The organism is Streptomyces flavotricini (assembly GCF_020639365.1).
GTDB lineage: Bacteria > Actinomycetota > Actinomycetes > Streptomycetales > Streptomycetaceae > Streptomyces > Streptomyces flavotricini.
Genome location: NZ_JAINUL010000001.1, coordinates 6,538,440 through 6,561,056, shown reverse-complemented (window position 1 = coordinate 6,561,056; position 22,617 = coordinate 6,538,440). Strand labels below are relative to the sequence as shown.

The 22,617-nt window shown below is 74.5% G+C and carries 20 protein-coding genes; 10 read left to right on the top strand and 10 right to left on the bottom strand.

The features are described 5' to 3' along the window. The 5 genes from K7B10_RS29915 to K7B10_RS29895 form a co-directional block, all read left to right on the top strand. The coding region (locus K7B10_RS29915; protein WP_229340793.1) for a CobD/CbiB family cobalamin biosynthesis protein at window positions 1-760 on the top strand (760 nt) is incomplete at its 5' end. Then, entirely contained in the window at window positions 757-2,340 is a 1,584-nt protein-coding gene (locus K7B10_RS29910) for a cobyric acid synthase (protein ID WP_229340791.1), read from the top strand. The genes K7B10_RS29915 and K7B10_RS29910, both read left to right, overlap by 4 nt. 76 nt (window positions 2,341-2,416) lie before the next feature. Then, a complete protein-coding gene (locus K7B10_RS29905; RefSeq protein WP_229340789.1) occupies window positions 2,417-4,546 on the top strand; it encodes a putative cobaltochelatase in 2,130 nt (709 codons plus the stop codon). Beyond that, entirely contained in the window at window positions 4,546-5,145 is a 600-nt protein-coding gene (cobO, locus tag K7B10_RS29900) for a cob(I)yrinic acid a,c-diamide adenosyltransferase (RefSeq protein ID WP_229340787.1), read from the top strand. The genes K7B10_RS29905 and cobO overlap by 1 nt, the downstream gene beginning before the upstream one ends. Next, window positions 5,139-6,542: a cobyrinic acid a,c-diamide synthase CobB gene (locus tag K7B10_RS29895; protein ID WP_229340784.1), complete on the top strand. Its 1,404-nt coding sequence runs from the start codon at window positions 5,139-5,141 to the stop codon at window positions 6,540-6,542. Before cobO ends, K7B10_RS29895 begins: the two co-directional genes overlap by 7 nt. A 2-nt stretch (window positions 6,543-6,544) precedes the next feature. Here K7B10_RS29895 and K7B10_RS29890 read toward each other — a convergent pair whose 3' ends face one another. Further along, a complete protein-coding gene (locus K7B10_RS29890; RefSeq protein WP_229340782.1) occupies window positions 6,545-7,270 on the bottom strand; it encodes a ZIP family metal transporter in 726 nt (241 codons plus the stop codon). A gap of 86 nt (window positions 7,271-7,356) precedes the next feature. Here K7B10_RS29890 and cobC point away from each other — a divergent pair, with 86 nt between their 5' ends. Next, window positions 7,357-8,787, top strand: coding sequence for an Rv2231c family histidinol phosphate aminotransferase CobC (cobC, locus tag K7B10_RS29885; protein ID WP_229340781.1), 1,431 nt, complete (start codon window positions 7,357-7,359; stop codon window positions 8,785-8,787). A 119-nt stretch (window positions 8,788-8,906) separates the two neighbouring features. Then, a complete protein-coding gene (locus K7B10_RS29880) occupies window positions 8,907-10,145 on the top strand; it encodes a CapA family protein (protein WP_229340779.1) in 1,239 nt (412 codons plus the stop codon). Between the two features lie 27 nt (window positions 10,146-10,172). Here K7B10_RS29880 and K7B10_RS29875 read toward each other — a convergent pair whose 3' ends face one another. Then, on the bottom strand, window positions 10,173-11,096 hold the full coding sequence (locus tag K7B10_RS29875) for an SCO1860 family LAETG-anchored protein (RefSeq protein WP_229340777.1): 924 nt from the start codon (window positions 11,094-11,096) through the stop codon (window positions 10,173-10,175). Between the two features lie 316 nt (window positions 11,097-11,412). Further along, window positions 11,413-12,501, bottom strand: a complete 1,089-nt coding sequence (locus tag K7B10_RS29870) for an amidohydrolase family protein (protein ID WP_229340775.1) — start codon at window positions 12,499-12,501, stop codon at window positions 11,413-11,415. A gap of 78 nt (window positions 12,502-12,579) precedes the next feature. On the opposite strand from K7B10_RS29870, the gene K7B10_RS29865 reads away from it, so the two are divergent. Next, window positions 12,580-13,647: a pyridoxal-phosphate-dependent aminotransferase family protein gene (locus K7B10_RS29865; protein ID WP_229340773.1), complete on the top strand. Its 1,068-nt coding sequence runs from the start codon at window positions 12,580-12,582 to the stop codon at window positions 13,645-13,647. 169 nt (window positions 13,648-13,816) lie between these two features. On the opposite strand, the gene K7B10_RS29860 is transcribed toward K7B10_RS29865, so the two are convergent. The 7 genes from K7B10_RS29860 to K7B10_RS29830 all read right to left on the bottom strand — a co-directional run bounded on the left by K7B10_RS29860 (window position 13,817) and on the right by K7B10_RS29830 (window position 20,676). Next, window positions 13,817-14,521, bottom strand: a complete 705-nt coding sequence (locus K7B10_RS29860; RefSeq protein WP_229340771.1) for a DsbA family oxidoreductase — start codon at window positions 14,519-14,521, stop codon at window positions 13,817-13,819. A gap of 42 nt (window positions 14,522-14,563) precedes the next feature. Beyond that, window positions 14,564-15,073 carry a GNAT family N-acetyltransferase gene (locus K7B10_RS29855; RefSeq protein WP_229340769.1) on the bottom strand — a complete coding sequence of 170 codons (510 nt, stop codon included), beginning with the start codon at window positions 15,071-15,073 and terminating at the stop codon, window positions 14,564-14,566. Between the two features lie 62 nt (window positions 15,074-15,135). Then, complete coding sequence (locus K7B10_RS29850; RefSeq protein ID WP_229340767.1) at window positions 15,136-16,584, bottom strand: penicillin-binding transpeptidase domain-containing protein; 1,449 nt, start codon at window positions 16,582-16,584, stop codon at window positions 15,136-15,138. Window positions 16,585-16,646: 62 nt separating this feature from the next. Continuing rightward, the gene (locus tag K7B10_RS29845; RefSeq protein ID WP_229340765.1) at window positions 16,647-17,318 is read right to left on the bottom strand and encodes a response regulator transcription factor; all 672 of its coding nucleotides are present in this window, start codon (window positions 17,316-17,318) and stop codon (window positions 16,647-16,649) included. Then, on the bottom strand, window positions 17,315-18,601 hold the full coding sequence (locus K7B10_RS29840; RefSeq protein WP_229340763.1) for a sensor histidine kinase: 1,287 nt from the start codon (window positions 18,599-18,601) through the stop codon (window positions 17,315-17,317). Before K7B10_RS29840 ends, K7B10_RS29845 begins: the two co-directional genes overlap by 4 nt. Before the next feature lie 104 nt (window positions 18,602-18,705). Then, window positions 18,706-19,704, bottom strand: coding sequence for a hypothetical protein (locus tag K7B10_RS29835; RefSeq protein WP_229340761.1), 999 nt, complete (start codon window positions 19,702-19,704; stop codon window positions 18,706-18,708). 93 nt (window positions 19,705-19,797) lie between these two features. Continuing rightward, on the bottom strand, window positions 19,798-20,676 hold the full coding sequence (locus K7B10_RS29830) for an IclR family transcriptional regulator (RefSeq protein ID WP_229340759.1): 879 nt from the start codon (window positions 20,674-20,676) through the stop codon (window positions 19,798-19,800). 146 nt (window positions 20,677-20,822) lie between these two features. Between K7B10_RS29830 and K7B10_RS29825 the strand changes: the two genes are divergently transcribed. Both K7B10_RS29825 and K7B10_RS29820 read left to right on the top strand, forming a co-directional pair. Continuing rightward, a complete protein-coding gene (locus tag K7B10_RS29825; RefSeq protein ID WP_229340757.1) occupies window positions 20,823-22,352 on the top strand; it encodes an aldehyde dehydrogenase (NADP(+)) in 1,530 nt (509 codons plus the stop codon). 41 nt (window positions 22,353-22,393) lie between these two features. Beyond that, entirely contained in the window at window positions 22,394-22,615 is a 222-nt protein-coding gene (locus K7B10_RS29820) for a hypothetical protein (protein WP_229340755.1), read from the top strand. Window positions 22,616-22,617: the final 2 nt, after the last annotated feature.

Genomic DNA, 22,617 nt, shown 5'->3' with positions numbered 1-22,617 from the left:
CGCGCTGGGCGCCCGCGCCGTGCGCTCCCGGCCCGCGGCCGCCCGTGTCGCCCTGACCGCCGCGGCCACCTGGGCCGTCGTCGGCGGCACCTCGCTGGGCCGGGAGGCCCGCGCCATCGGCGGCGCGCTCGCCGCCGGGGACGCAGAGGTGGCCCGCGAGCGGCTGCCGCACCTGTGCGGGCGCGATCCGCAGGCCCTGGACGAGCAGCAGATGGCCCGCGCCGTCGTGGAGTCGGTCGCCGAGAACACCTCCGACGCGGTGGTCGGGGCCCTGGTGTGGGGCGCCGCCGCCGGTGTCCCCGGGCTGCTGGCGTTCCGCGCCGTGAACACCCTGGACGCCATGGTCGGCCACAAGTCGCCGCGCCACCTGCGCTACGGGTGGGCCTCGGCCCGGCTGGACGACCTCGCGGGCTGGCCGGGCGCCCGGCTGACCGCGCTGGCCGCCGTACTGGCCGGGCCCGACCGGCGGGGAGCCGTACGGGCCTGGCGCGCGGACGCCGCCGCGCACCCGAGCCCGAACGCCGGCCCCGTGGAGGCCTCCTTCGCGGGGGCGCTCGGCGTGCGGCTGGGGGGCACCCTGGCGTACGGGGGACGGGTCGAGCACCGGGCCGTGCTGAACGGCGGGGCGGGGCGGCCCGTGCAGGTGTCCGACATCGAACGCGCGGTCCGGCTGTCGCGTCAGGTGACGTGGCTGGCTCTGGGGGCGTGTGTGGCACTGCGCTGTGCGGTGTCGCACGGCATACGGAAGGGACGCGGATGAGCGGCGGGAAGCTCGGCGGGGGACTCCTGGTCGCCGGCACCACATCGGACGCGGGCAAGAGCGTGGTCACGGCGGGAATCTGCCGCTGGCTGGCCCGGCAGGGCGTGAAGGTGGCGCCCTTCAAGGCGCAGAACATGTCGCTGAACTCCTTCGTGACCCGCGAGGGCGCCGAGATCGGGCGCGCGCAGGCGATGCAGGCGCAGGCGGCGCGCGTGGAGCCGACGGCGCTGATGAACCCGGTGCTGCTCAAGCCCGGCAGCGACCGCAGCAGCCAGGTGGTGCTGCTGGGCAAGCCGGTGGGCGAGATGAGCGCGCGCGGGTTCTTCGGGGGGGTCGGGCCCGCGGCGCAGCCGCAATCGGGCGCGGTGTCCCCCGGGAAGGCGCTGCACGGGGGCAGGCAGGAACAGCTCCTCGGGGTCGTCACGGACTGCCTGGAGCAGCTGCGGGGCACGTATGACGCCGTGATCTGCGAAGGGGCGGGCAGTCCGGCCGAGATCAACCTGCGCCGGACGGACATCGTGAACATGGGCATCGCGCGGGCCGCGCGGTTCCCGGTGGTCGTGGTCGGGGACATCGACCGGGGCGGGGTCTTCGCCTCGTTCTTCGGGACGACGGCGCTGCTGTCACCGGAGGACCAGTCGCTGATCGCCGGATACATGGTCAACAAGTTCCGCGGCGACGTGTCCCTGCTGGAGCCCGGCATGGAGATGCTGCGCTCCCTGACCGGGCGGGGGACGTACGGCGTCCTGCCCTTCCGGCACGGGCTGGGCATCGACGAGGAGGACGGGCTCCGGGTCTCCCTGCGGGGCGCGGTGCGCGAGTCGGTGGTGGCCCCGCCGGTCGGCGAGGACGTGCTGCGGGTCGCGGTGTGCGCGGTGCCGCTGATGTCGAACTTCACGGACGTCGACGCGCTGGCGGCGGAGCCGGGCGTGGTGGTGCGGTTCGTGGACCGGGCCGAGGAACTGGCCGACGCGGACCTGGTCGTGGTGCCGGGCACCCGGGGCACGGTCAAGGCCCTCCAGTGGCTGCGCGAGCGCGGCCTCGCGGACGCGCTGCTGCGGCGGGCCGCTGAGGGCCGGCCGGTGCTGGGCATCTGCGGCGGCTTCCAGGTGCTCGGCGAGCACATCGAGGACGAGGTCGAATCGCGGGCGGGCTCGGTGACCGGGCTGGGGCTGCTGCCGGTGCGGATCCGCTTCGAGCGCGAGAAGACCCTGGAGCGGCCCTCGGGGACCGCGCTCGGCGAGGCGGTCGACGGGTACGAGATCCACCACGGGGTGGCCGAGGTGCTCGGCGGGGAGCCGTTCCTGGACGGCTGCCGCGTCGGTTCGGTGTGGGGCACGCACTGGCACGGCTCGCTGGAGTCGGACGGCTTCCGGCGGGCGTTCCTCCGCGAGGTGGCGGTGGCCTCGGGCCGCCGCTTCGTCCCGGCGCCCGACACGTCCTTCGGTGCGCTGCGGGAGCAGCAGCTGGACCTGCTGGGCGATCTGATCGCCGAGCACGCGGACACCGACGCCCTGCTCCGCCTGATCGAGGGCGGCGCCCCCGCGGGCCTCCCCTTCCTCCCCCCGGGCGCACCGTGACGGCCCGGGCCCCGCGGGCGGATTCCGCCGCCGGCCCGCGCACGCAGACCCGTACCCGCACCAAGAGAGGCATCGCATGAGCACGCCCTACCCGTTCACCGCAGTGGTCGGCCAGAGCGACCTGCGGCTGGCGCTCCTGCTCAACGCCGTGAGCCCGGCGGTCGGCGGGGTCCTCGTGCGCGGCGAGAAGGGGACCGCGAAGTCCACGGCCGTCCGCGCGCTGTCCGCGCTGCTGCCGCAGGTCGACGTCGTCCCCGGCTGCCGGTTCTCCTGCGCTCCCGGCGCCCCCGACCCCGCCTGCCCCGACGGACCCCACGAGCAGGGCCCCGGGACCGCCCGGCCCGCGCGCATGGTCGAGCTGCCCGTCGGCGCCTCGGAGGACCGCCTCGTCGGCGCCCTCGACATCGAACGGGCCCTCGCCGAAGGCGTGAAGGCCTTCGAGCCCGGCCTGCTCGCCGACGCGCACCGCGGGATCCTGTACGTCGACGAGGTCAACCTCCTCCACGACCACCTCATCGACCTCCTCCTCGACGCCGCCGCGATGGGCGCCTCCTACGTCGAGCGCGAGGGCGTCTCCGTACGCCACGCCGCCCGCTTCCTGCTCGTCGGCACCATGAACCCCGAGGAGGGCGAGCTCCGCCCGCAGCTCCTGGACCGGTTCGGGCTCACCGTCGAGGTGGCGGCCTCCCGCGAGCCCGCCCAGCGCGTCGAGGTGGTGCGCCGCCGGCTCGCGTACGAGGACGACCCGGCCGCCTTCGCCACCCGGTGGAGCGGTGAGGAACAGGACGTGCGCGCCCGTGTCGTGGCCGCCCGCGCCCTGCTCCCGAAGGTCCGCCTCGGCGACGCCTCCCTGCTCCAGATCGCCGCGACCTGCGCCGGCTTCGAGGTCGACGGCATGCGCGCCGACATCGTGATGGCCCGTACCGCGACCGCACTGGCCGCCTGGGCCGGGCGGAGCGACGTGCGCAAGGAGGACGTGCGGCAGGCCGCGCTGCTGGCGCTCCCCCACCGGCGGCGCCGCAACCCCTTCGACGCGCCCGGTCTCGACGAGGACAAGCTCGACGAGATCCTGGACCGGTTCCCCGACGAGGAGCCGCAAGACGAGCCCGACCCGGAGCCGGACCCGGAGCCCGAGGGTCCGGACGACGGCGGCCCGGAAGACGGCGGCCCGGACGGCGGGGGCGGCGGTGTCCCCCCGCAGGGCGGACCCGAGGCGCCGCAGGCCCCCGAGGCCCCCGAGGCCCCCGCCCCGGACGACGCGCCGGAGACCCCCGACTCCCCCGCCCCCCAGCCCGCCTCGCAGGACGGCGCCACGCCCGAGCAGGCCGCCGTACGGGCCGCCGAGCCGTTCCGGACCAAGACGCTCAGCGTGCCCGGCCTCGGCGAGGGCGCGTCCGGGCGTCGCTCGCGCGCCCGTACCGCGCACGGCCGGACCACCGGCGCCCAGCGCCCCCGCGGCCAGCTGACGAAGCTGCACCTCGCCGCGACCGTCCAGGCCGCCGCCCCGCACCAGAAGGCGCGCGGGCGCACCGGGCGCGGGCTCGTCGTCCGCAAGGACGACCTGCGCCAGGCCACCCGGGAGGGCCGCGAGGGCAACCTGGTCCTCTTCGTGGTCGACGCCTCCGGCTCGATGGCGGCCCGGCAGCGCATGAGCGCGGTCAAGGGCGCGGTGCTGTCGCTGCTGCTGGACGCCTACCAGCGCCGGGACAAGGTCGGTCTGATCACCTTCCGCGGCTCTGCCGCCGAGCTGGCGCTGCCGCCCACCTCCTCGGTGGACGCGGCCGCGGTCCGGCTCGAACAGCTGCCGACGGGCGGGCGCACCCCGCTCGCCGCCGGCCTGCTCAAGGCCCACGAGGTGCTGCGGATCGAGCGGCTGCGCGATCCCAGCCGCCGCCCGCTGCTCGTGGTCGTCACCGATGGGCGGGCCACCTCGGCCGGTTCGGCCGGCACGAGTGGATCCACCGGTTCCGCCACCGGCGACCCGCGCGCGCTCGCGTGCCGCAGCGCCCGGCTGCTCCAGGCCCAAGGCGTCGCGTCGGTGGTCGTGGACTGCGAGTCGGGGCCGGTCCGGCTGGGGCTGGCCGGCGTACTGGCCGGCGACCTCGGCGGGCCCGCCGTCACGCTCGACGGGCTGCGGGCCGACTCGCTGGCCGGGCTCGTGAAGAACGTACGCACCGCATCAGACACCCACAGGAGGGCCGCGTAATGCCGCAGGGACAGCCGACCGTCGTTCCGGACGACGGACTCACGACGCGCCAGCGCCGCAACCGCCCGCTCGTCTTCGTCCACACCGGCCCGGGCAAGGGCAAGTCGACGGCGGCCTTCGGGCTGGCGCTGCGCGCCTGGAACCAGGGCTGGCCGATCGGGGTGTTCCAGTTCGTCAAGTCGGCGAAGTGGAAGGTCGGCGAGGAGAACGCGCTGAAGGTGCTCGGTGCCTCCGGCGAGGGCGGCTCGGTCGTCTGGCACAAGATGGGCGAGGGCTGGTCCTGGGTCCAGCGCGACGCGCAGCTCGACAACGAGCAGGCGGCCAAGGAGGGCTGGGAGCAGGTCAAGCGCGATCTGGCCGCCGAGACGCACAAGCTGTACGTGCTGGACGAGTTCGCGTACCCGATGCACTGGGGCTGGATCGACGTCGACGAGGTCATCGAGGTGCTGCGGAACCGGCCCGGCACCCAGCACGTGGTGATCACGGGGCGCAACGCGCCGCAGAAGCTGGTGGAGTTCGCGGACCTGGTCACGGAGATGACCAAGGTCAAGCACCCGATGGACGCCGGCCAGAAGGGCCAGAAGGGCATCGAGTGGTGACCTCGCTCCCCATCCCCCGGCTGGTCATCGCCGCGCCGTCCTCCGGCAGCGGCAAGACCACCGTCGCCACGGGTCTGATGGCGGCCTTCTCGGAGCGCGGCCTCGCCGTGTCCCCGCACAAGGCCGGGCCCGACTACATCGACCCCGGTTACCACGCGCTGGCCACGGGGCGGCCCGGGCGCAACCTGGACGCGTTCATGTGCGGGCCGGAGCTGGTCGCACCGCTGTTCGCGCACGGGGCCTCGGGATGCGATCTCGCGATCGTCGAGGGCGTGATGGGCCTGTACGACGGGGCCGCGGGGCGGGGTGAGCTGGCGTCGACGGCGCAGGTCGCGAAGTTGCTGCGGGCGCCGGTGGTGCTGGTGGTCGACGCCTCGTCGCAGTCGCGGTCGGTGGCGGCGCTGGTGCACGGCTTCGCCTCGTTCGACCCGCAGGTGCGGCTGGGGGGCGTGATCTTGAACAAGGTCGGCTCCGACCGGCACGAGGCGATGCTGCGGGAGGCGCTGGAGGAGGCCGGGATGCCGGTGCTCGGCGTCTTGCGGCGGGCCCCGCAGGTGGCCGCGCCCTCGCGCCACCTCGGGCTGGTCCCCGTCGCGGAGCGGCGCTCGGACGCCCTGTCCTCCGTCGCCGCCCTGGCGGACCAGGTCCGGGCGGGCTGTGATCTGGAGGCCCTGATGGCCCTGGCACGGACCGCCCCTGCGTTGGAGTGTGAGCCGTGGTCGCCGGAGCGGGCTCTGATACCCCGAGGTGTCGCGGCCCCGCCGGCGCCGGGCGCCGGGGGCTCCGGGCCGCGGCCCGTCATCGCCGTCGCGGGCGGACCGGCGTTCACGTTCTCCTACGCCGAGCACGCCGAGCTGCTCACCGCCGCCGGGGCGGAGGTCGTCACCTTCGACCCGCTCCGGGACGAGGCTCTGCCCGACGCAACCACCGGCCTGGTGATCGGCGGCGGGTTCCCCGAGGTGTACGCCCCCGAGCTCGCCGCCAACGCGCCGCTGCGCAAGGCCGTCGCGGCCTTCGCGGAGACCGGCGGGCCCGTCGCCGCCGAGTGCGCCGGGCTGCTGTACCTGGCCCGCTCGCTGGACGGCAAGCCCATGTGCGGGGTCCTCGACGCCGACGCGCGGATGTCGGAGCGGCTGACCCTCGGCTACCGCGAGGCCGTCGCGGTGTCGGACAGCGCCCTCGCCGTCACCGGCACCCGGCTGCGCGGCCACGAGTTCCACCGCACGGTGATCGAGCCCGGCGCGGGCTCCGCCCCCGCGTGGGGCTTCACGCACCCCGAGCGCCGGGTCGAGGGCTTCGTACGGCAGGGCGTGCACGCCAGTTACCTGCACACGCACTGGGCGGCGGAGCCCTCCGTGGCCCTCCGGTTCGCGGAAGCCGCGGCGCGGGCCAGGTGAGTTCAGTCCGCGAGGCCCACCACCAGCCAGATCCCGGCCACTCCGCCCACCGTGCACATCAGCGTGGACAGGGCGGGGTGTTTGTGGTGCGCCTCCGGCAGGATCTCGGCGGCCGCCAGGTACAGCAGGGCTCCGCCGAAGAACCCGAGGTACGCCCCCAGCGGTTCCTCCGGAAGGGTGAACAGCAAAGTGGACACCGCGCCCAGCACCGGGGCCACGGCGTCCGCGAAGAGCATCATCAGGGCCTTGCGGCGGGCGTTCCCGTAGAGCCGGGTGAGCGTGTACGTGTTGAACCCGTCGGCGAAGTCGTGCGTGATGACGGCCAGCGACACGGCCACGCCCATCCCGCCGCCGACCTGGAAGGCGGCGCCCAGTGCCACGCCGTCGGCGAAGCTGTGGCCGACCATCGCCGAGGCCGCCGTCAGCCCGACCTCGGGTACGCGGGCCCCGTTCTCGGCGCCGTGCGCGGCCTGCCGTACCGCCAGCAGGCGTTCCACGACGTGCGCGATCAGGAACCCGGCCACGAAGAGCAGCAGGGCGAGCGGCACGCCGAACACCTTGCGGCCGGCCGCGTGCAGCGACTCCGGCAGCAGGTCGAGGCCCACGACGCCGAGCATCAGCCCGCCGGCCAGGCCCAGCACGAGGTGGCGGCGGTCGGTGACGCGTTGCGCCGTCCACCCGCCCGCCAGGGTCATCAGGAACGCGCCCAGCGCCACGATCACGGCCATGTGCCCCTGAATACCGACTCGTCGCCCCGTACGCACGTGTGCGCGCGGGCGACGGAACACGATCCATTGACGACTACGGAGGGGGCATGATCCCGGTGGGCGAGTACGCGACGCAGCTGGTGGTCGGGGTCGGCGGACGCGCGGGGGTGTCCGTGGCGGAGGTCTGCGCCCTCGTCGAGGAAACGCTGCGCGGGGCCGGGCTGGCCGCCGGGGCGGTGAAGGCGCTGGCCACGGTGGAGTCGAAGGCGGGCGAGGCGGGGATAGCGGGCGCGGCGGAACGTTTCGGCGTGCCCCTGCTCAGCTATCCCGCCGAGAAACTGGCGGGCATCTGCGTCCCGCACCCCTCCGACGTGGTGCAGGGCGCCGCCGGGACCCCTTCGGTGGCGGAGGCCGCGGCGCTCGCGGGCGGCGGGGAGCTGCTCGTACCGAAGCGCCGGTCGGTGGCGGCGACCTGTGCCGTGGCCACGGCACAGCCGCACGACCTGCGCCATCACGGGGACGCGGAGGTGCGCGGCGACGGCGGCGCGCTGGTGGACCTCGCGGTCAACGTACGGGCGCACACCCCGCCGGACTGGCTCAAGCAGCGCATCGCGGCTTCGCTCGACGGTCTCTCCGCGTACCCCGACGGGCGGTCGGCCCGCGCGGCGGTGGCGGCTCGGCACGGGCTGCCGGCCGATCGGGTGCTGTTGACGGCGGGGGCCGCGGAGGCGTTCGTACTGATCGCGCGGGCCCTGGGCGCCCGGCGGCCGGTGGTGGTGCACCCCCAGTTCACGGAGCCGGAGGCGGCGCTGCGCGACGCCGGGCACACGGTGGAGCGGGTGGTGCTGCGGGCGGCGGACGGGTTCCGGCTGGACCCGCAGGCGGTACCGCAGGACGCGGACCTGGTGATCGTCGGCAATCCGACCAACCCGACGTCGGTCCTGCATCCGGCGGCGGTGCTGACCGCGCTGGCCCGGCCGGGCCGGATCCTGGTCGTGGACGAGGCGTTCATGGACGCGGTCCCGGGCGAGCGGGAGGCGCTGGCCGGGCGGACGGACGTGCCGGGGCTGGTGGTGCTGCGGAGCCTGACCAAGACGTGGGGGCTGGCGGGGCTGCGGATCGGCTACGTGCTGGCCGAACCGCGGGTGATCGCGAAGCTGGCGGCGGCGCAGCCGCTGTGGCCGGTGTCGACGCCGGCCCTGGTGGCGGCGGAGGCGTGCGTGGCCCCGGCGGCGCTGGCGCAGGCGCAGGACGCGGCCCGGCAGATCGCGGTGGACCGGGCCCATCTGCTGGCGGGGCTCGCGGAGTTCGAGGAGATCAGTGTGTCGGGGGTGGCCGAGGGGCCGTTCGTCCTGATCCGGGTGGCGGGCGGAGCGGAGGTCCGCACGCGGCTGCGCGCCCTCGGCTTCGCGGTCCGCCGCGGGGACACCTTCCCGGGGCTGGACTCCTCCTGGCTCCGGCTGGCGGTCCGCGACCGGGCCACGACGGGCCGGCTCCTGCAGGCTCTGGACCACGCCCTGGCGCTGACGGCTCGCTGATCCGGGCGGCACACCGGCCCGTGGTGGCGCCACTATCCGGAGGCTCTGGCTCCGTTGGCGGGCCGGGTGGAGGTAGGCGATGATCTCCGCATCAGCAGGGAAGCCCCGGGGGGACCGGAATGAAGACATCAGTCACGACGGCCGTGGCCGTGGCCGCGGTGGCGGCCATAGCCGGCGGGATCCTCGCCCTGCCGAGCCTGCTCGACCACGGCAAGGACGCCGGCGAGCAGAGGTTCCGGGCCAAGCCCGGGCAGGACACAGCGGGCCGGGGCAAGGCGAGCCCCACCGCGCCCGCCGGCGCCAAGCCGTTCACGCTGGTCGCGACCGGCGACATCATCCCGTACCCCTCGATCGTCCAGCGGGCCGCGGACGACGCCCGGGGCAGCGGCGAGAGCCATGACTTCCGGAAGATACTCGCCGGTGTCAAACCCCTGGTGGCCGCCGCCGACCTGGCGATATGCCACCACGAGATACCGTACGGCCGGCCCGGCGGCCCCTACACCGGATACCCCGCCTTCAAGGCCCCGCACCAGCTGGCCGACGCCCTGAAGGACGCCGGGTACGACAGCTGCTCGACCGGCTCGAACCACACCCTGGACGACGGCTACGACGGCCTCGTCCGCACCCTGGGACACCTCGACCGCGTCGGCATCAAACACGTCGGCTCGGCCCGCAGCGCCGATGAGGCCAAGGCCCCGGCGGTGCTCTCCGCCGGCGGCGCCAAGGTCGCCCAGCTGGACTACACGTACGGAACGAACGGGATCCCGGTCCCGGCCGGCAAGCCCTGGTCCGTGAACCTGATCGACCAGAACCGGATCATCGCCGACGCCCGCGCGGCCCGGGCGGCCGGCGCGAACGTGGTCCTCCTCAGCGTCCACTGGGGCACCGAGTGGCAGACGGCGCCCGACCAGCAGCAGCGGGACCTGGCGCAGGCGCTGACCGCCTCGCGCGGCCCGGACGGGCTCCCCGACATCGATCTGATCATCGGGACGCACAACCACGTGCCGCAGCCCTACGAGAAGATCAACGGCACGTGGGTCGTGTTCGGCATGGGCGACCAGATCGCCAGCTTCTACGAGGCCGACAAGGCGCGCGGCAACATGTCCTCGATCCCGCGCTTCACCTTCACCCCGGCGGCCGCCCACCCCGGCCGCTGGGACGTGACCAAGGCCGAGTACCTCACGCAGTACTCGGACACGAACGCGCCGTTCCGCGTCGTGTGCACCTCCTGCGCCGCCACCGACTCCGGGCTCGGGGCAGCCGCGAAGTCCGCGTACTCCGCCGTCGACAAGCAGGTCAGCGAGGCCGTGCTCTCGCGCGGAGCGGACAAGCAGGGCCTGGAGCGCGCCACCCGCTGAGCGGTCGCGGCGCCGCCTTCCGCAGGGTCACGAGGTGCGGCCGCGCCGGGTCACCACCAGCGCGGCCGCCCCGATGCCGAGCAGGACCAGCGCGCCGCCCGCGACGTACGGGGTCGCCGAACCGGCGCCGGTCTCGGCCAGGTCGGCGTTGGTGGTGACGGCCGCGCCGGTCCCGGAGGCCGCCGTCTGCGCCTTGATGTCGGGCTTCGCCGAGGGCTCGGGCGCCGGCGCCCCGGCCGGGGATTCGCAGTGCGCCTCGGCGAGCACGATCTCGCCCTCGACCTGGGCCACGTTCAGGTCCAGCGGGTTCACGGACACCTTCAGCCGGAGCGCGGCCGCGGCGGCCGTGGTGGAGGTGGTCTGAGTGCCGGAGAGCTCCAGGGCGACCATGCCGACCTTGGGGATCTCGACCTTGGTCGGGCCGCCCGCCGAGAGGGTGACCTTCTTGCCGAGCACGGTCACCGACCCGAGCACGTTCGAGGTGGCCACCGGCTTCTTGCCCGCCTCGCACACCGCCTTCGAGGTGACCTTCTCCACCTGGATCAGGGAGAGCTCCGGCAGCCCCGGCACGTGCACCTTGGCGTTGGCCAGATTGGCCTCCGCCTCGGCGCGGTTCTTGTCGGCGGTGGCCTTGGAGGTGGCCACGTCCGCGCGCAGCACGCTCACCGGCTTCCCTCCCTCGACCCCGTCCAGGGTGACGGCCAGGGCGGTCTTCTGCGCCGTCGCCGGTGCGCTGACCTCGTTGAGAGTGGTCGTCAGCGGCACGTGGACGGTCTTGTTGAGCAGGCCCACGTCGAGTCCGGCGCGCAGGACGACCGCTCCGGCCTTGCCCTCGCCCCCGCCGGTGGACCCGTTTCCTCCGGTGGCGAAGGCGGGCGGAGCGGTGAGCAGGGCGACCGCCCCCGTGGCGATCAGGACGGCTGCGGGCATGCGGAAGGCGTTGCTGTTCAAGGTGGTGGAACCCCCGGGGAGATGGGAGCCGTCGCGCCGCCAATGGGGGACATCGCGCGCCGACGGCCTCTAACCCTGGGAATCCTTACGCACGGAGAGTGAACGGGCGACGACCTGAGGTGAGTTCACCCCAAAGGGTGGTTTCCATGCACGTATTCGATTAACTGCGCATCACAAGGAACGGGAGTTCTTTTCCGCCACACAGGTGTGGGGAACACGCCGACGCCGGTGCCCCGGGCGGCCATTCACAACGACCGCCGGGGCACCGGCGTCACGCACGCGTCAACCGCGTGCCCACGGCGCGCCGACTCGCCCCTCAGGCCCGGACCTTGCCGTTCACGACGACCCGCCGCGGCTGCGCGAGTGCCCGTACGTCGGCCCGCGGGTCGGTGTCGTAGACCACCAGGTCCGCCGGCGCCCCCTCGGACAGGCCCGGCCTGCCGAGCCACTCGCGCGCCGCCCAGGTCGTCGCCGAGAGCGCCTCCAGGGCCGGGATCCCGGCCCGCACCAGCTCCGCGACCTCGGCCGCGACCAGGCCGTGCGGCAGGGAACCCCCCGCGTCGGTGCCGACGTACACGCCGATGCCCGCGTCGTAGGCGGCCCGCACGGTGTCGTACCGGCGCTCGTGCAACCGCCTCATGTGCGCCGACCAGCGGGGGAACTTGGCCTCGCCGCCCGCCGCCATCTTCGGGAACGTCGCGATGTTCACGAGCGTCGGGACGATCGCCACCCCGCGCTCCGCGAACAGCGGGATGGTGTCCTCCGTGAGCCCGGTGGCGTGTTCGACGCAGTCGATGCCCGCCTCGACGAGGTCGCGCAGCGAGTCCTCGGCGAAGCAGTGCGCGGTGACCCGGGCGCCGAGCCGGTGCGCCTCGGCGATGGCCGCCTCGACCTCGGCCCGCGGCCAGCAGGGGGCGAGGTCCCCGACCTCGCGGTCGATCCAGTCCCCCACCAGCTTCACCCAGCCGTCGCCGCGCCGCGCCTCACGGCCCACGTACGCGACGAGGTCGGCCGGCTCGATCTCGTGGGCGAAGTTGCGGATGTAGCGGCGCGGTCGGGCGATGTGCCGGCCGGCCCTGATGATCTTCGGCAGGTCCTCGCGGTCGTCGATCCAGCGGGTGTCGGAGGGGGATCCGGCGTCGCGGATGAGCAGGGTGCCGGCGTCGCGGTCGGTCAGGGCCTGGCGTTCGGCGGTCTCCGCGTCGACCGGGCCGTGGGCGTCGAGCCCCACGTGGCAGTGCGCGTCGACCAGGCCGGGCAGGGCCCACCCGGACACGGTGGTGATCTCGCGGGCCCCGTGCGGGCGTTCGTACGAGATCCGGCCGCCGACCACCCAGAGCTCGTCGCGCGCGTCGTCGGGTCCGACGAGCACACGCCCCTTCACATGCAGCACGTCATCGGTCATGTTCCGCACTGTACGTGCGGTCTCGGTACGCTCGTGCGGGTAGACCCCGGACGCAGCGGACGAAGAGAGAGCACCACCGTGACCCACCCCCTGCTGGACCTCCCGCCGCTCGCGGCGGAACACTTCGCGTCGATCGAGCAGGGGGTCGCGGACCTCCTCTCCACCCGGCAGGACGTGGTGATCACGCAGGGGGAGGCGCTGCTGCCGCTGGAGGGGTGCATCCGCTCGGGGGCGCGGCCCGGTTCGACGGCGCTGAACGTGGTGACCGGACCGTACGGGACCACCTTCGGCAACTGGCTGCGCGACTGCGGGGCGGGCGTGGTGGACCTGGCGGTGCCGTTCGACACGGCCGTGACGGCAGAGCAGGTGGACCGGGCGCTGGCCGAGCACCCGCGGATCGACTTCGTCTCGCTGGTCCACGCGGAGGCGGCGACCGGGAACACCAACCCGGTGGCGGAGATCGGCGAGGTCGTCCGGGCCCACGGGGCGCTGTTCATGCTGGACGCGGTGGCGTCGGTGGGCGCGGAGCCGCTGCTGCCGGACGCCTGGGGCGTGGACCTGTGCGTGATCGGCGCCCAGAAGGCGATGGGCGGCCCGGCGGGGGTCTCGGCGGTGTCGGTGTCGGACCGCGCGTGGGCCCGCTTCGCGGAGAACCCGGCCGCCCCGCGCCGCTCGTACCTCTCCCTCCTGGACTGGAAGGAGCGCTGGATCGACGCGGGCCGCACGGCGCTGCCGCACGCCCCGGCGCAGCTGGAGATGCTGGCGCTGGAGGCCTGCCTGGACCGGATCGCGGCCGAGGGCCTGTCGACGGTGATGACCCGCCACCGCGCCGCCGCGGCGGCGACCCGCGCCGGCGCGCAGGCCCTGGGCATCGCCCCGTACGTCATCCGCCCCGAGGAGGCGGCCCCGGTGGCCACCACGCTCCGCGTGCCGCAGGCCACGGCGGTGGCGTCCAAGGCCCTGGCCGCCTCCCCCGCGGCCCCCGTGTCGGCGGCCGGTGAGATGGTCCGCGTCAACCACTACGGCCGGGCGGCGTCCCCGGAAGCGGTCCTCACGTCCCTGACGGCGCTGGCCTCGGCCCTGGGGACGGATCCGGCCGGCGCCGTGGCGGCCGCGGAAGCCGCCTGGTCGGAAACCGTGCACTGACCGGACCGCCCGGGCCGAAGCCTCGGGCGGCCCGGTCGGGGGCGGGTGCCCGTCAGGGTTGGGGGCGGGTGCCCGTCAGGGCCGGGGGCGGGCCGGGGCCGCGTCAGAGCCCGAGCCGCCTCAGAGCCGGGACCTGGTCAAGGCCGGGACCTGGTCAGGGCCGGCCTCGTCAGGCCCGCGGGGCCGGACAGGCGCCGGCCGGGTCGCACGCGTCGGCCGCGGCGGGCTCGGAGACCGCGCGGCCGGCCCAGGCCTGTTCCAGGGCCTGGGTGAAGACCTCGGCGGGCTGGCCGCCGGAGATCCCGTAGCGGCGGTCCAGGACGAAGAACGGCACGGCGTTGGCGCCGAGTTCCGCCGCCTCGCGCTCGTCCGCCCGCACCTCGGCGGCGTAGGCCGTCTCGTCCGCGAGGACCGTACGGGCCTCCGCCTCGTCCAGGCCCGCCTCGACGGCGAGGGCAACCAGCACCTCGGCGTCGAACACCGACCGCTCCTGCGCGAAGTTCGCGCGGTAGGCGAGGTCGAGCAGCTCCTCCTGGCGGCCGCGGGCGGCGGCCAGGTGCAGCAGGCGGTGGATGTCGAAGGTGTTCCCGTGGTCACGCCCGTCGGTACGGTACGTCAGCCCCTCGGCCCGTGCGCTCGCGGCGACGTGCTCCTCCATGCCGCGCGCCTCCTCGAGGGTGCGCCCGTACTTCTTGGCGAGCATCTCCAGGACCGGCGCCACCGTGCCCTTGGGGCTGTTCGGGTCGAGCTCGAAGGACCGGAAGACGACCTCGACCTCGTCGCGGTGCGCGAACGCGGCCAGCCCCTTGGTGAACCGGGCCTTGCCTATGTAGCACCAGGGGCAGGCGATGTCGCTCCAGATCTCGACGCGCATGATCCTTTTCTCTCCTTGTTCCGGGATGGGACGGTTTCGGCTTCAACCACCTGTCGGGGCGTCGCATTCCCCGGACCCGATGCTGAGCCACAGCGTGAGGTGCGAGCCGGACCGCTCCGCGTCGGCCGGATCCCGGTGCCAGCCCTGCCGGGCGTAGAAGGCCTGGGCGCGGAGGTTGTGTTCGTAGACCTCCAGGCGGACCCGGCCGACGCCGGCCCGGCGCCACGCGTCGACGCAGGCGGCGTGCAGGGCGGCCCCGGTGCCCCGGCGCCAGTGGACCGGATCCACGTGCAGCTGGGTGAGCGTCGTCTCGCCGTCCGTGGTCCGGAACGCGGCGACCCCCCGGAGCTCCCCGTCCTGCTCCGCGCACAGCACCCCGCCCTCGTCGGCGGCCCGGGCCACCGCCAGCGACCACCCCTCGCGGGTCCGCGCGAGTTCGGCTTCGCCGGCGTACGCGTCCTCGGGGATGCGGCCGCGGTAGTAGGTGGCCCGGGCCCGGGCGTGCAGGGCGGCTATGGCGTCGAGATCTGCGGGGTGTGCGGTTCTGATCATGGGAAAGGAAACGCGCCGGGAGCCATGTCGGTTCCCGGCGCGTGGTGGAGCGAGTGGCGCGGCTACTTCTTCAGCCACGCCGCCATCATCTTCTGGGCGATGGGGGCGGCCAGCTTGCCGCCTCCGATCTCGGAGCGGTCGGTGTCCGAGTTCTCGATCACGATGGCAACCGCGATCTGCTTGCCCCCGAGCTTGCCGTACGAGGTGAACCAGGCGAGCGGCGGCAGGCTGTTGTTCACGCCGCGCTGGGCGGTGCCGGTCTTGCCGCCCACCTCGGCGCCGGCCACCTGCGCGGGCTTGCCGCCGCCCTCGGTGGCGACCGTCCGCATGGCGTCCTGGAGCATCGACGCGGTCTTGGCCTTCATGACCTGCTCGGACTTCGGGTTCTTGAAGCTCTCCAGCACGTTGCCGTTCGCGTCGGTGACCTCGGAGACCGAGTGCGGGGCGACGAGCTTGCCGCCGTTCTCGATCGCGGCGGTCACCATCGCCATCTGGAGCGGGGTGGCCTGCACGTCGAACTGGCCGATACCCGTCTGCGCGACCTGGTCGACGGACATCTTGTTCGTCGGGTACTTGCTCGCCGGCCGGGCGGTGACGGGTGTCGCGGCCTCGGTGTTGAAGCCGAGCTTCTCGGCCATCGCCCGCATCTTGTCCTGGCCGAGCTGGTGCGCCAGCTCCGCGAAGACGTTGTTGCAGGACAGCCGCAGGGCGGTGCGCGGCGAGACGTTGTTGCAGGCCGCGGAGCCCGCCTCGCTGGGCAGCAGGGTCCGGGTCCCGGGGATCGTGTACGGGTCCGGGGTGCCGGTCGGCGTGTCGATGTTGGTGACCAGCCCGTTCTCGATCGCCGCCGCGAGGGTGACCAGCTTGAAGGTGGAGCCCGGCGCCTGCGGCTTGCGCAGGGCCACGTTCTCCAGGGCCTTGCCCTTGTCCTCGATCAGCTTCTCCCAGGCCGCCTTGTCGTTGGCGCCGGCGATGCTGCCCGGATCGAAGGAGGGGTTGTTCACGATGGCGAGGATCTCGCCGGTCGCCGGGTCGATGGCGACGGCGGCACCCTGCTTGCCCTGCAGCGCGTCGTACGCGGCCTGCTGGACGTCCTTGTCGACGGTGGTCAGCACGTTGCCCGGCGAGGCCCGCTTGTTGGTGAGCATGTCCATCACCGTCTTGAGCCGGTCGTCGGACCCGTTGAGGATCTTCTTGTAGACGCCCTCCAGCATGCTCGTGCCGAAGGCCTGGGAGCTGTAGCCGGTGAGCGGCGCGTAGAGCGGGCCGTCGACGTACGTGCGCTTGTAGCCGAAGTCCTTTCCGTCCGTCTTCACCGAGCCGGTGATCGCCTCCCCGCCCACGATGATGTTGCCCAGCGGGTTCTCGTACTGCCCGATGAGGTTCCGCCGGTTGTTCTCGTTGTCTGCGAGGGCCTGGCCTTGGTAGGCCTGCACCCAGGTGACCCGCACCAGAAGGGCCAGCACCAGGAGCAGACAGAAGACCGACGCACGCCTGATCGTTTTGTTCATCCCCCAGAAGGACGCGCCAAGGCCCTCAGGCGTTCCGCTCTGCCCCGATTGTGGCGGGGTTCTCAGTCTTTCTTCATGAAGCCGCCCTCGTAGGCCGCGATCACCGCCTGGGTGCGGTCGCGGGACCCGGTCTTGGAGAGGACCGCGGCGACGTGGGTCTTGACCGTCTGGGGACCGACGCCGAGGCGCCCGCTCATCTCGTGGTTGGACAGCCCGGTGGCCATCAGGCGCAGCACGTCGGCCTCCCGCTCGGTGAGCCGTGCGACCCAGGGGGCGGCGGGGCCCCGGCCGCGGGGCGCGTGCGACCAGGCCAGGGCGCGGACGGCTGCCGGGAAGAGCAGGCTGTCGCCGCGGGCGACGAGGCGGACCGCGCCGATCAGCTCATCGGGACGGGCCCGCTTCAGGAGGAACCCGCTGGCGCCCGCGCGCAGCGCGTCGTAGACGTAGGCGTCGTTCTCGAAGGTGGTGACGACCACGATCCGGGGCGGCTCGGCCATCGTGGCGATGATCTGCTCGGTGGCCCGGATGCCGTCGATCCCGGGCATCCGGACGTCCATCAGCACCACGTCGGGAGCCAGGGAGCGGACCAGCGGGACGGCCTCGGCGCCGCCGGCCGCCTCGCCGACGACCTCCAGATCGGGTTCCGCTTCGAGGATGACCCGCAGGGCGGTGCGGACCATCCGCTCGTCGTCGGCGAGCACGATGCGCAGCGGCGGCGGGTCCTGGGAGGTCATCGCGCGGCCCCGCCGAGCGGCAGGAGGGCCCGCAGCCGCCACAGCCCCCCGTGCGGCCCGGCTTCGAGGCGGCCGCCGAGCAGCGTGGCCCGCTCGGCGGCGCCGTGCAGCCCGCGGCCCCCGGTCGTACGGGGCTGCGGCCTCTCCGCGGGATCCGGCGGATTGGTCATGGTGATCTCCAGTTCACGAAGGGTTCCGTCGTGCGTGCCCCGTACGGCGATCCGCAGCTCGACGGGGCCCGTGCCGTGGCGCAGCGCGTTGCTCAGGCCCTCCTGGACGATCCGGTACGCCTCGCGGGAGGCGATCGCCGGGAGCTGCTCCCAGTTCCCGGCCGGTCCGGGGTGCTGGTGGGCGGTGACGGCCGTCCCGGCGGCCCGGGTGCGGGCCAGCAGTCCCTCGAGGTCGGCGGCGAGGGTCGGGGCGGGAGCGGCCTCGGGCCGCGCCGGGTCCCCGTCCCGCAGCAGGCCGAGCACGGTGTCGAGCTCGCCCACCGTCCGCCGGGTGGTGTCCTCGATCGCCGCCAGTGCCTCCCGTACGAACGCGGGATCGCTGTCGAGCACCCGCCGGGCGGCGACCGCCTGGAGGGTGACGGCGCTCAGGGCGTGCCCGACCGCGTCGTGCAGCTCCCGGGCGAGCCGGTTGCGCACGGCCAGGTCGGCGGCCCGCTCCTCGGCCGCGGCCAGCCGGTCCGCCGCCGTCGGCCCGAGCAGTACGGGTGCCGTCCGGGCCAGCAGCTCCCCGGCCCCGGCGGCGCACAGGACCAGCCCGACCAGCAGCCCGATCCCGAGCAGCGGGGCGACGTACGGCGCGGCGTCCGTGCTGAACCAGCCCAGCCCCAGCTCGGCGGCCCGCAGCCCGCTCACGAACGGCAGAGCGATCAGCACCACCGCCATGGGCGGCACCGCGAGGCTGATCCCGCTCACCAGCGCGCCGACCCCCAGGTGCAGGGTCCACCAGGCCGAGGTCCGGCCCCGCGCCGCCCAGGACCTGGCCGGCCCGGCGGCCAGCCGCTCGCCCGGCACCCCGCACAGGGCCCGTACGGCGCCGGCCGACAGCGGCCGGACCAGCCCGAACACGGCGGTCGCGGCGACCAGCGGCAGGGACAGCCCGTACGAGGCGAAGGTCAGCGGGGTGGAGCTGAGGAAGCCGCCCCGGCCGGCCCACACCCCGACCACCACCTGGGCGAGGAAGAAGTACGGCATCAACAGGGCCCCGCCGAGGACCAGGTGCACCCAGCGCAGCCGGGCCCGCGCCCCCAGCACCAAGCCCACGCCGGCCCGCATCCCCGTCCCCATCCCACCGCCCCCGGCATCCCCCCGCCCCGCCCCGGCCCGCCCCGGCCCGCCGTCCCCGCCGACCGACCCTCTCCCTCTCGCGCCGCTCCCCGTCACGCGGTGCGGCGGCGCGAGGCGAGGAACCGGACCAGGACTGCTGCGGCGAGCAGGCCGGTGATCATTTGGCCAGCGTAGGTCAGGACCATCTCGGTGGTGACCGCCTTCGCGGGATCGACGGTGCCCGCGCAGGAGATCAGGAGCCACAGCCCCCAACTCGCCGCGGCCGCCGCCCCGGTCCATGCGACGGCCAGCGCCCAGCGGGCCGGCCGGGCCCCGCCCCGGGCCAGGTTCGCGGCTCCCGCCCCGGCGACCAGCGTGCACATCCCGTAGGTGGCGAACACCACGCCCGTTTCGGGGTTGAACTGCGCTATCTGCGAGGCGCTGAGCCCGGCCGTACCTCCGAAGGCCCAGGTGAACTCCACCGCAGCCACGACCGCGGCCAGCGCCGCCGCGGCTCCCGCCACCACCCCCGTGGGCGACGGGAGCCGCTCCCCCTGGACGCCCTGCCACAAGCCGCCCCAGCGCTCCCGCGCATAGGGGACGAACAGCGCGGCCAGGGCCATGGCCTGCACGATGAAACCGCCGTACACGACGTTGAACACCCAGGGGTCCAGGAAGGGCTCCTTGGCCGCCTGCGCGGCCGCGTCCGGCCCGAGCCCCACCGCCCTCACGAGGAGTTGGCCGGGGAAGGCGACGACGATCGGCACGAGCAGTCCGGTGGCGAGGAACACCGGGAGGTTCAGCAGCCATGAGGGCACTCGTCTGCCCCAGGGCCGGGTGAACACCAGCACGAGCACGATGACGGCCGCGTCCATGACCAGCGTGACGGCGTTCGCCACCTTGAAGAACATCCCGGGTCCCAGCAGCACGCTGCCGTCCGGTATCCCGATGCGGCTCCCCGCCACCCAGGCGCCTTTGAGGCACAGGTACGGCACGGTGGCGGCCAGAGCCGCCGCCCCCGGGATCCTGCGCCCGGCCCACGGGCCGGCGCCCGTCGACTGCGCCGCGGCCGTGCCCGCCGTCTCGTCCGTGTTCACCGCTCGTGTGGTCATGGCTCAACGCTCCCGCGTCCGCCGCCCCGTCACCTCCCCCGCCAGGGGGAACCACCTCCCCCGCCCGGGGGAGGAACCTCCCCGTCCACCGCCTCACATGCGCCGGGTCGCCACCGACAGCCGGTCCCGCGCCTCGAACAGCGCCGACTTGATCCGCAGTTCGTGGTCGGCCGTCAGCCGGGCCACCGGCACCGAGCAGCTCACCGCGTCCCGGGCCGGAGTCCGGTACGGCACCGCCACCCCGAAGCAGCGCAGCCCGAGCGTGTTCTCCTCCCGGTCCACCGCGTAGCCCTGCTCCCGGACCAGCGCCAGCTCCTCGACGAGCCGTTCCCGGTCGGTGATCGTGTGCTCGGTGACCGCCTCCAGCCGCCGCGGCAGCAGCGCCCGCACCTCCTCGTCGGAGTGGGTCGCCAGCAGCGCCTTGCCCAGTGCGGTCGAGTGCACGGGCAGTCGCCGCCCGACCCGCGTGAACGGCCGCAGGTAGTGCTGGGAGGGGCGGGTGGCCAGGTAGACCACGCTCGTGCCGTCCATCCGGGCCAGGTGGATGGTCTCGGTGGTGTCGTCGGAGAGCCGGTCCAGGGTGGGCCGGGCCGCGGCGACGACCTCGTCCCCGTCGATGTACGAGCTGCCGACGAGCAGGGCCCGTACGCCGATGCCGTACCGCGTGCCCGTCGCGTCGGTCTCCACCCACCCCAGGTTCACCAGCGTGCGCAGCAGCATGTAGAGGCTGGACTTGGGCAGCGAGAGGTCGTGCTGGATGTCGGCCAGGCTGTGCAGTCCGGGCCGCGCCGCGAAGTGCTCCAGCAACAGCACCGTGCGGACGGCCGATTTGACGGCCGCCGACGCCCCCGGACCTCCGGCCTCCGCCCCCCGGCCCCCCGCCCCCGGCTCCGGACCGTCTGCCTCCGGCGCCCCCGCGCCCCCGGATCCTTCCGCTTCCGCGCCGGATCCGCCCGGTTCACCTGTGGTCATTCGCCTTCTTGCCCCTCTTGTCCCTTGTCAACGCGGAAGACCCGGAAATAGAGTCCGGAACGGATGTGATCATCCATCCATCGGAACGGCGTTCAGAATACTGAACACCACCGCGCGGGTCAGCGAGATCCAGGAGGCAGTGCGCCATGGCAGCAACACCAGTCTGGAGTGTGGACCCCCGCACCGGGAAGCAGCGCGAACAAGTTGCGGTCGAGGCCACGTCCGGCGAAGTCGACCAGGCCGTGCGCGCCGCCCACGCGGCCCGCGGAGCCCTCGCCGACCGCACCGCCCGTGCGGCCTTCCTGCGCGCGGCCGCCGAGCTGCTCGACGGGGCCGCGGCCCACGTCATCGAGGCCGCCGACGCCGAGACCGCCCTCGGTCCGGGCCGACTCACCGGCGAACTCGCCCGCACCACCGGCCAGCTGCGCGCCTTCGCCGACGCCGTGGACGAGGGCTCCTACCTCGACATCCGCATCGACCGCGCCGACGCCGGCGCCGTCCCGCCGCGCCCCGAGCTGCGCCGCTACAAGGTGCCGCTGGGCGTGGTCGCGGTCTACGCCGCCTCCAACTTCCCGCTCGCGTTCTCCGTTCCCGGCGGGGACACCGCGAGCGCGCTGGCCGCCGGCTGCCCGGTGGTCGTCAAGGCGCACCCCGACCACCCGGCCACCTCCGAGCTGTGCGCCTCGCTGCTGCGCCGGGCGGCCGTGGCCGCCGGGCTGCCGGCGGAAGTGGTCGCCGTCGTCCACGGTTTCGACGCGGGCCTGGAGCTGATCCGCCACCCGCTCGTCTCCGCCGCCGGGTTCACCGGCTCCATCCGGGGCGGCCGGGCGCTGTTCGACGCGGCCGCCGCCCGGCCCGTGCCCATCCCGTTCCACGGCGAACTCGGCTCCCTCAACCCCGTCGTGGTCACGCCCGCGGCCGCCGCCGAGCGCGCCGAGGAGATCGCCGCCGGGCTCGCGGGCGCGGTCACCCTCGGGGTCGGCCAGTTCTGCGTCAAGCCGGGCCTGGTCCTCGTCCCCGAGGGCGCCGACGGCGACCGGCTCACCGGCGCGCTGACGAAGGCCCTCGGCGAGACCGAGCCGGGCGTCCTGCTCGACCACCGGATGCGGGAGAACTTCATCTCCGGCGTGCGCGAGCGGTCCGCGCTGCCCGGCGTCGCCGCGCCCGTCACCCCGGGCTCCGGCGGCGAGCACACCGTCGGCGCGGGATACCTGACCGTGTCGGCCGGGAGCCTGCTGGAGGGCGGCGCGTACGAGGTGCTGCTGGAGGAGTGCTTCGGACCGGTGACCGTGGTCGTGCGCTACGCGGACCAGGGCGAGGCGGGGTCGGTGCTCGGCCGGCTCCCCGGGAACCTGAGCGCCACGCTGCAGCTCTCCGCGGCCGAGGCCGACGGCGGCCCGGGCCCGGCGGCGGAGCTGATCGCGCGGGTCACGGCGCTGGCCGGGCGGATCCTGGTCAACGGCTGGCCGACCGGGGTCGCGGTGGCCCCCGCCCAGCACCACGGGGGCCCGTACCCGGCGGCGACCTCGCACTCCACCTCGGTCGGCGGGACCGCCATCGAGCGCTGGCTGCGGCCGGTGGTCTACCAGTCGGTGCCGGACCCGCTGCTCCCGGCGGAGCTGCGCGAGGCGAACCCGCTGGGGCTGCCGCGCCGCGTCACGCCCGCGGCTCCGTAATTGCGTTGCCCGCCCCCGGGCCGCGGGGGCAGGCTGCGGTCATGCCGAGACCTCACGGATTCACGTACGAACGGCGCGCCGATGCGAGCGTGGTCATCACGCACCAGGGGCGGGCCGCGAGCACCCTGCGCGGCGGCCGGGCCGAGAAGTTCCTCGCCGAGGTGGAGTCCGGCGACGCGCAGCTCGTGATGGCCCGCTGGACGGGCGCGTACAAGTTCGGCAACGAGCGCATGGCGAAGAACCACCCCCGCAACAGGCGCTGAAA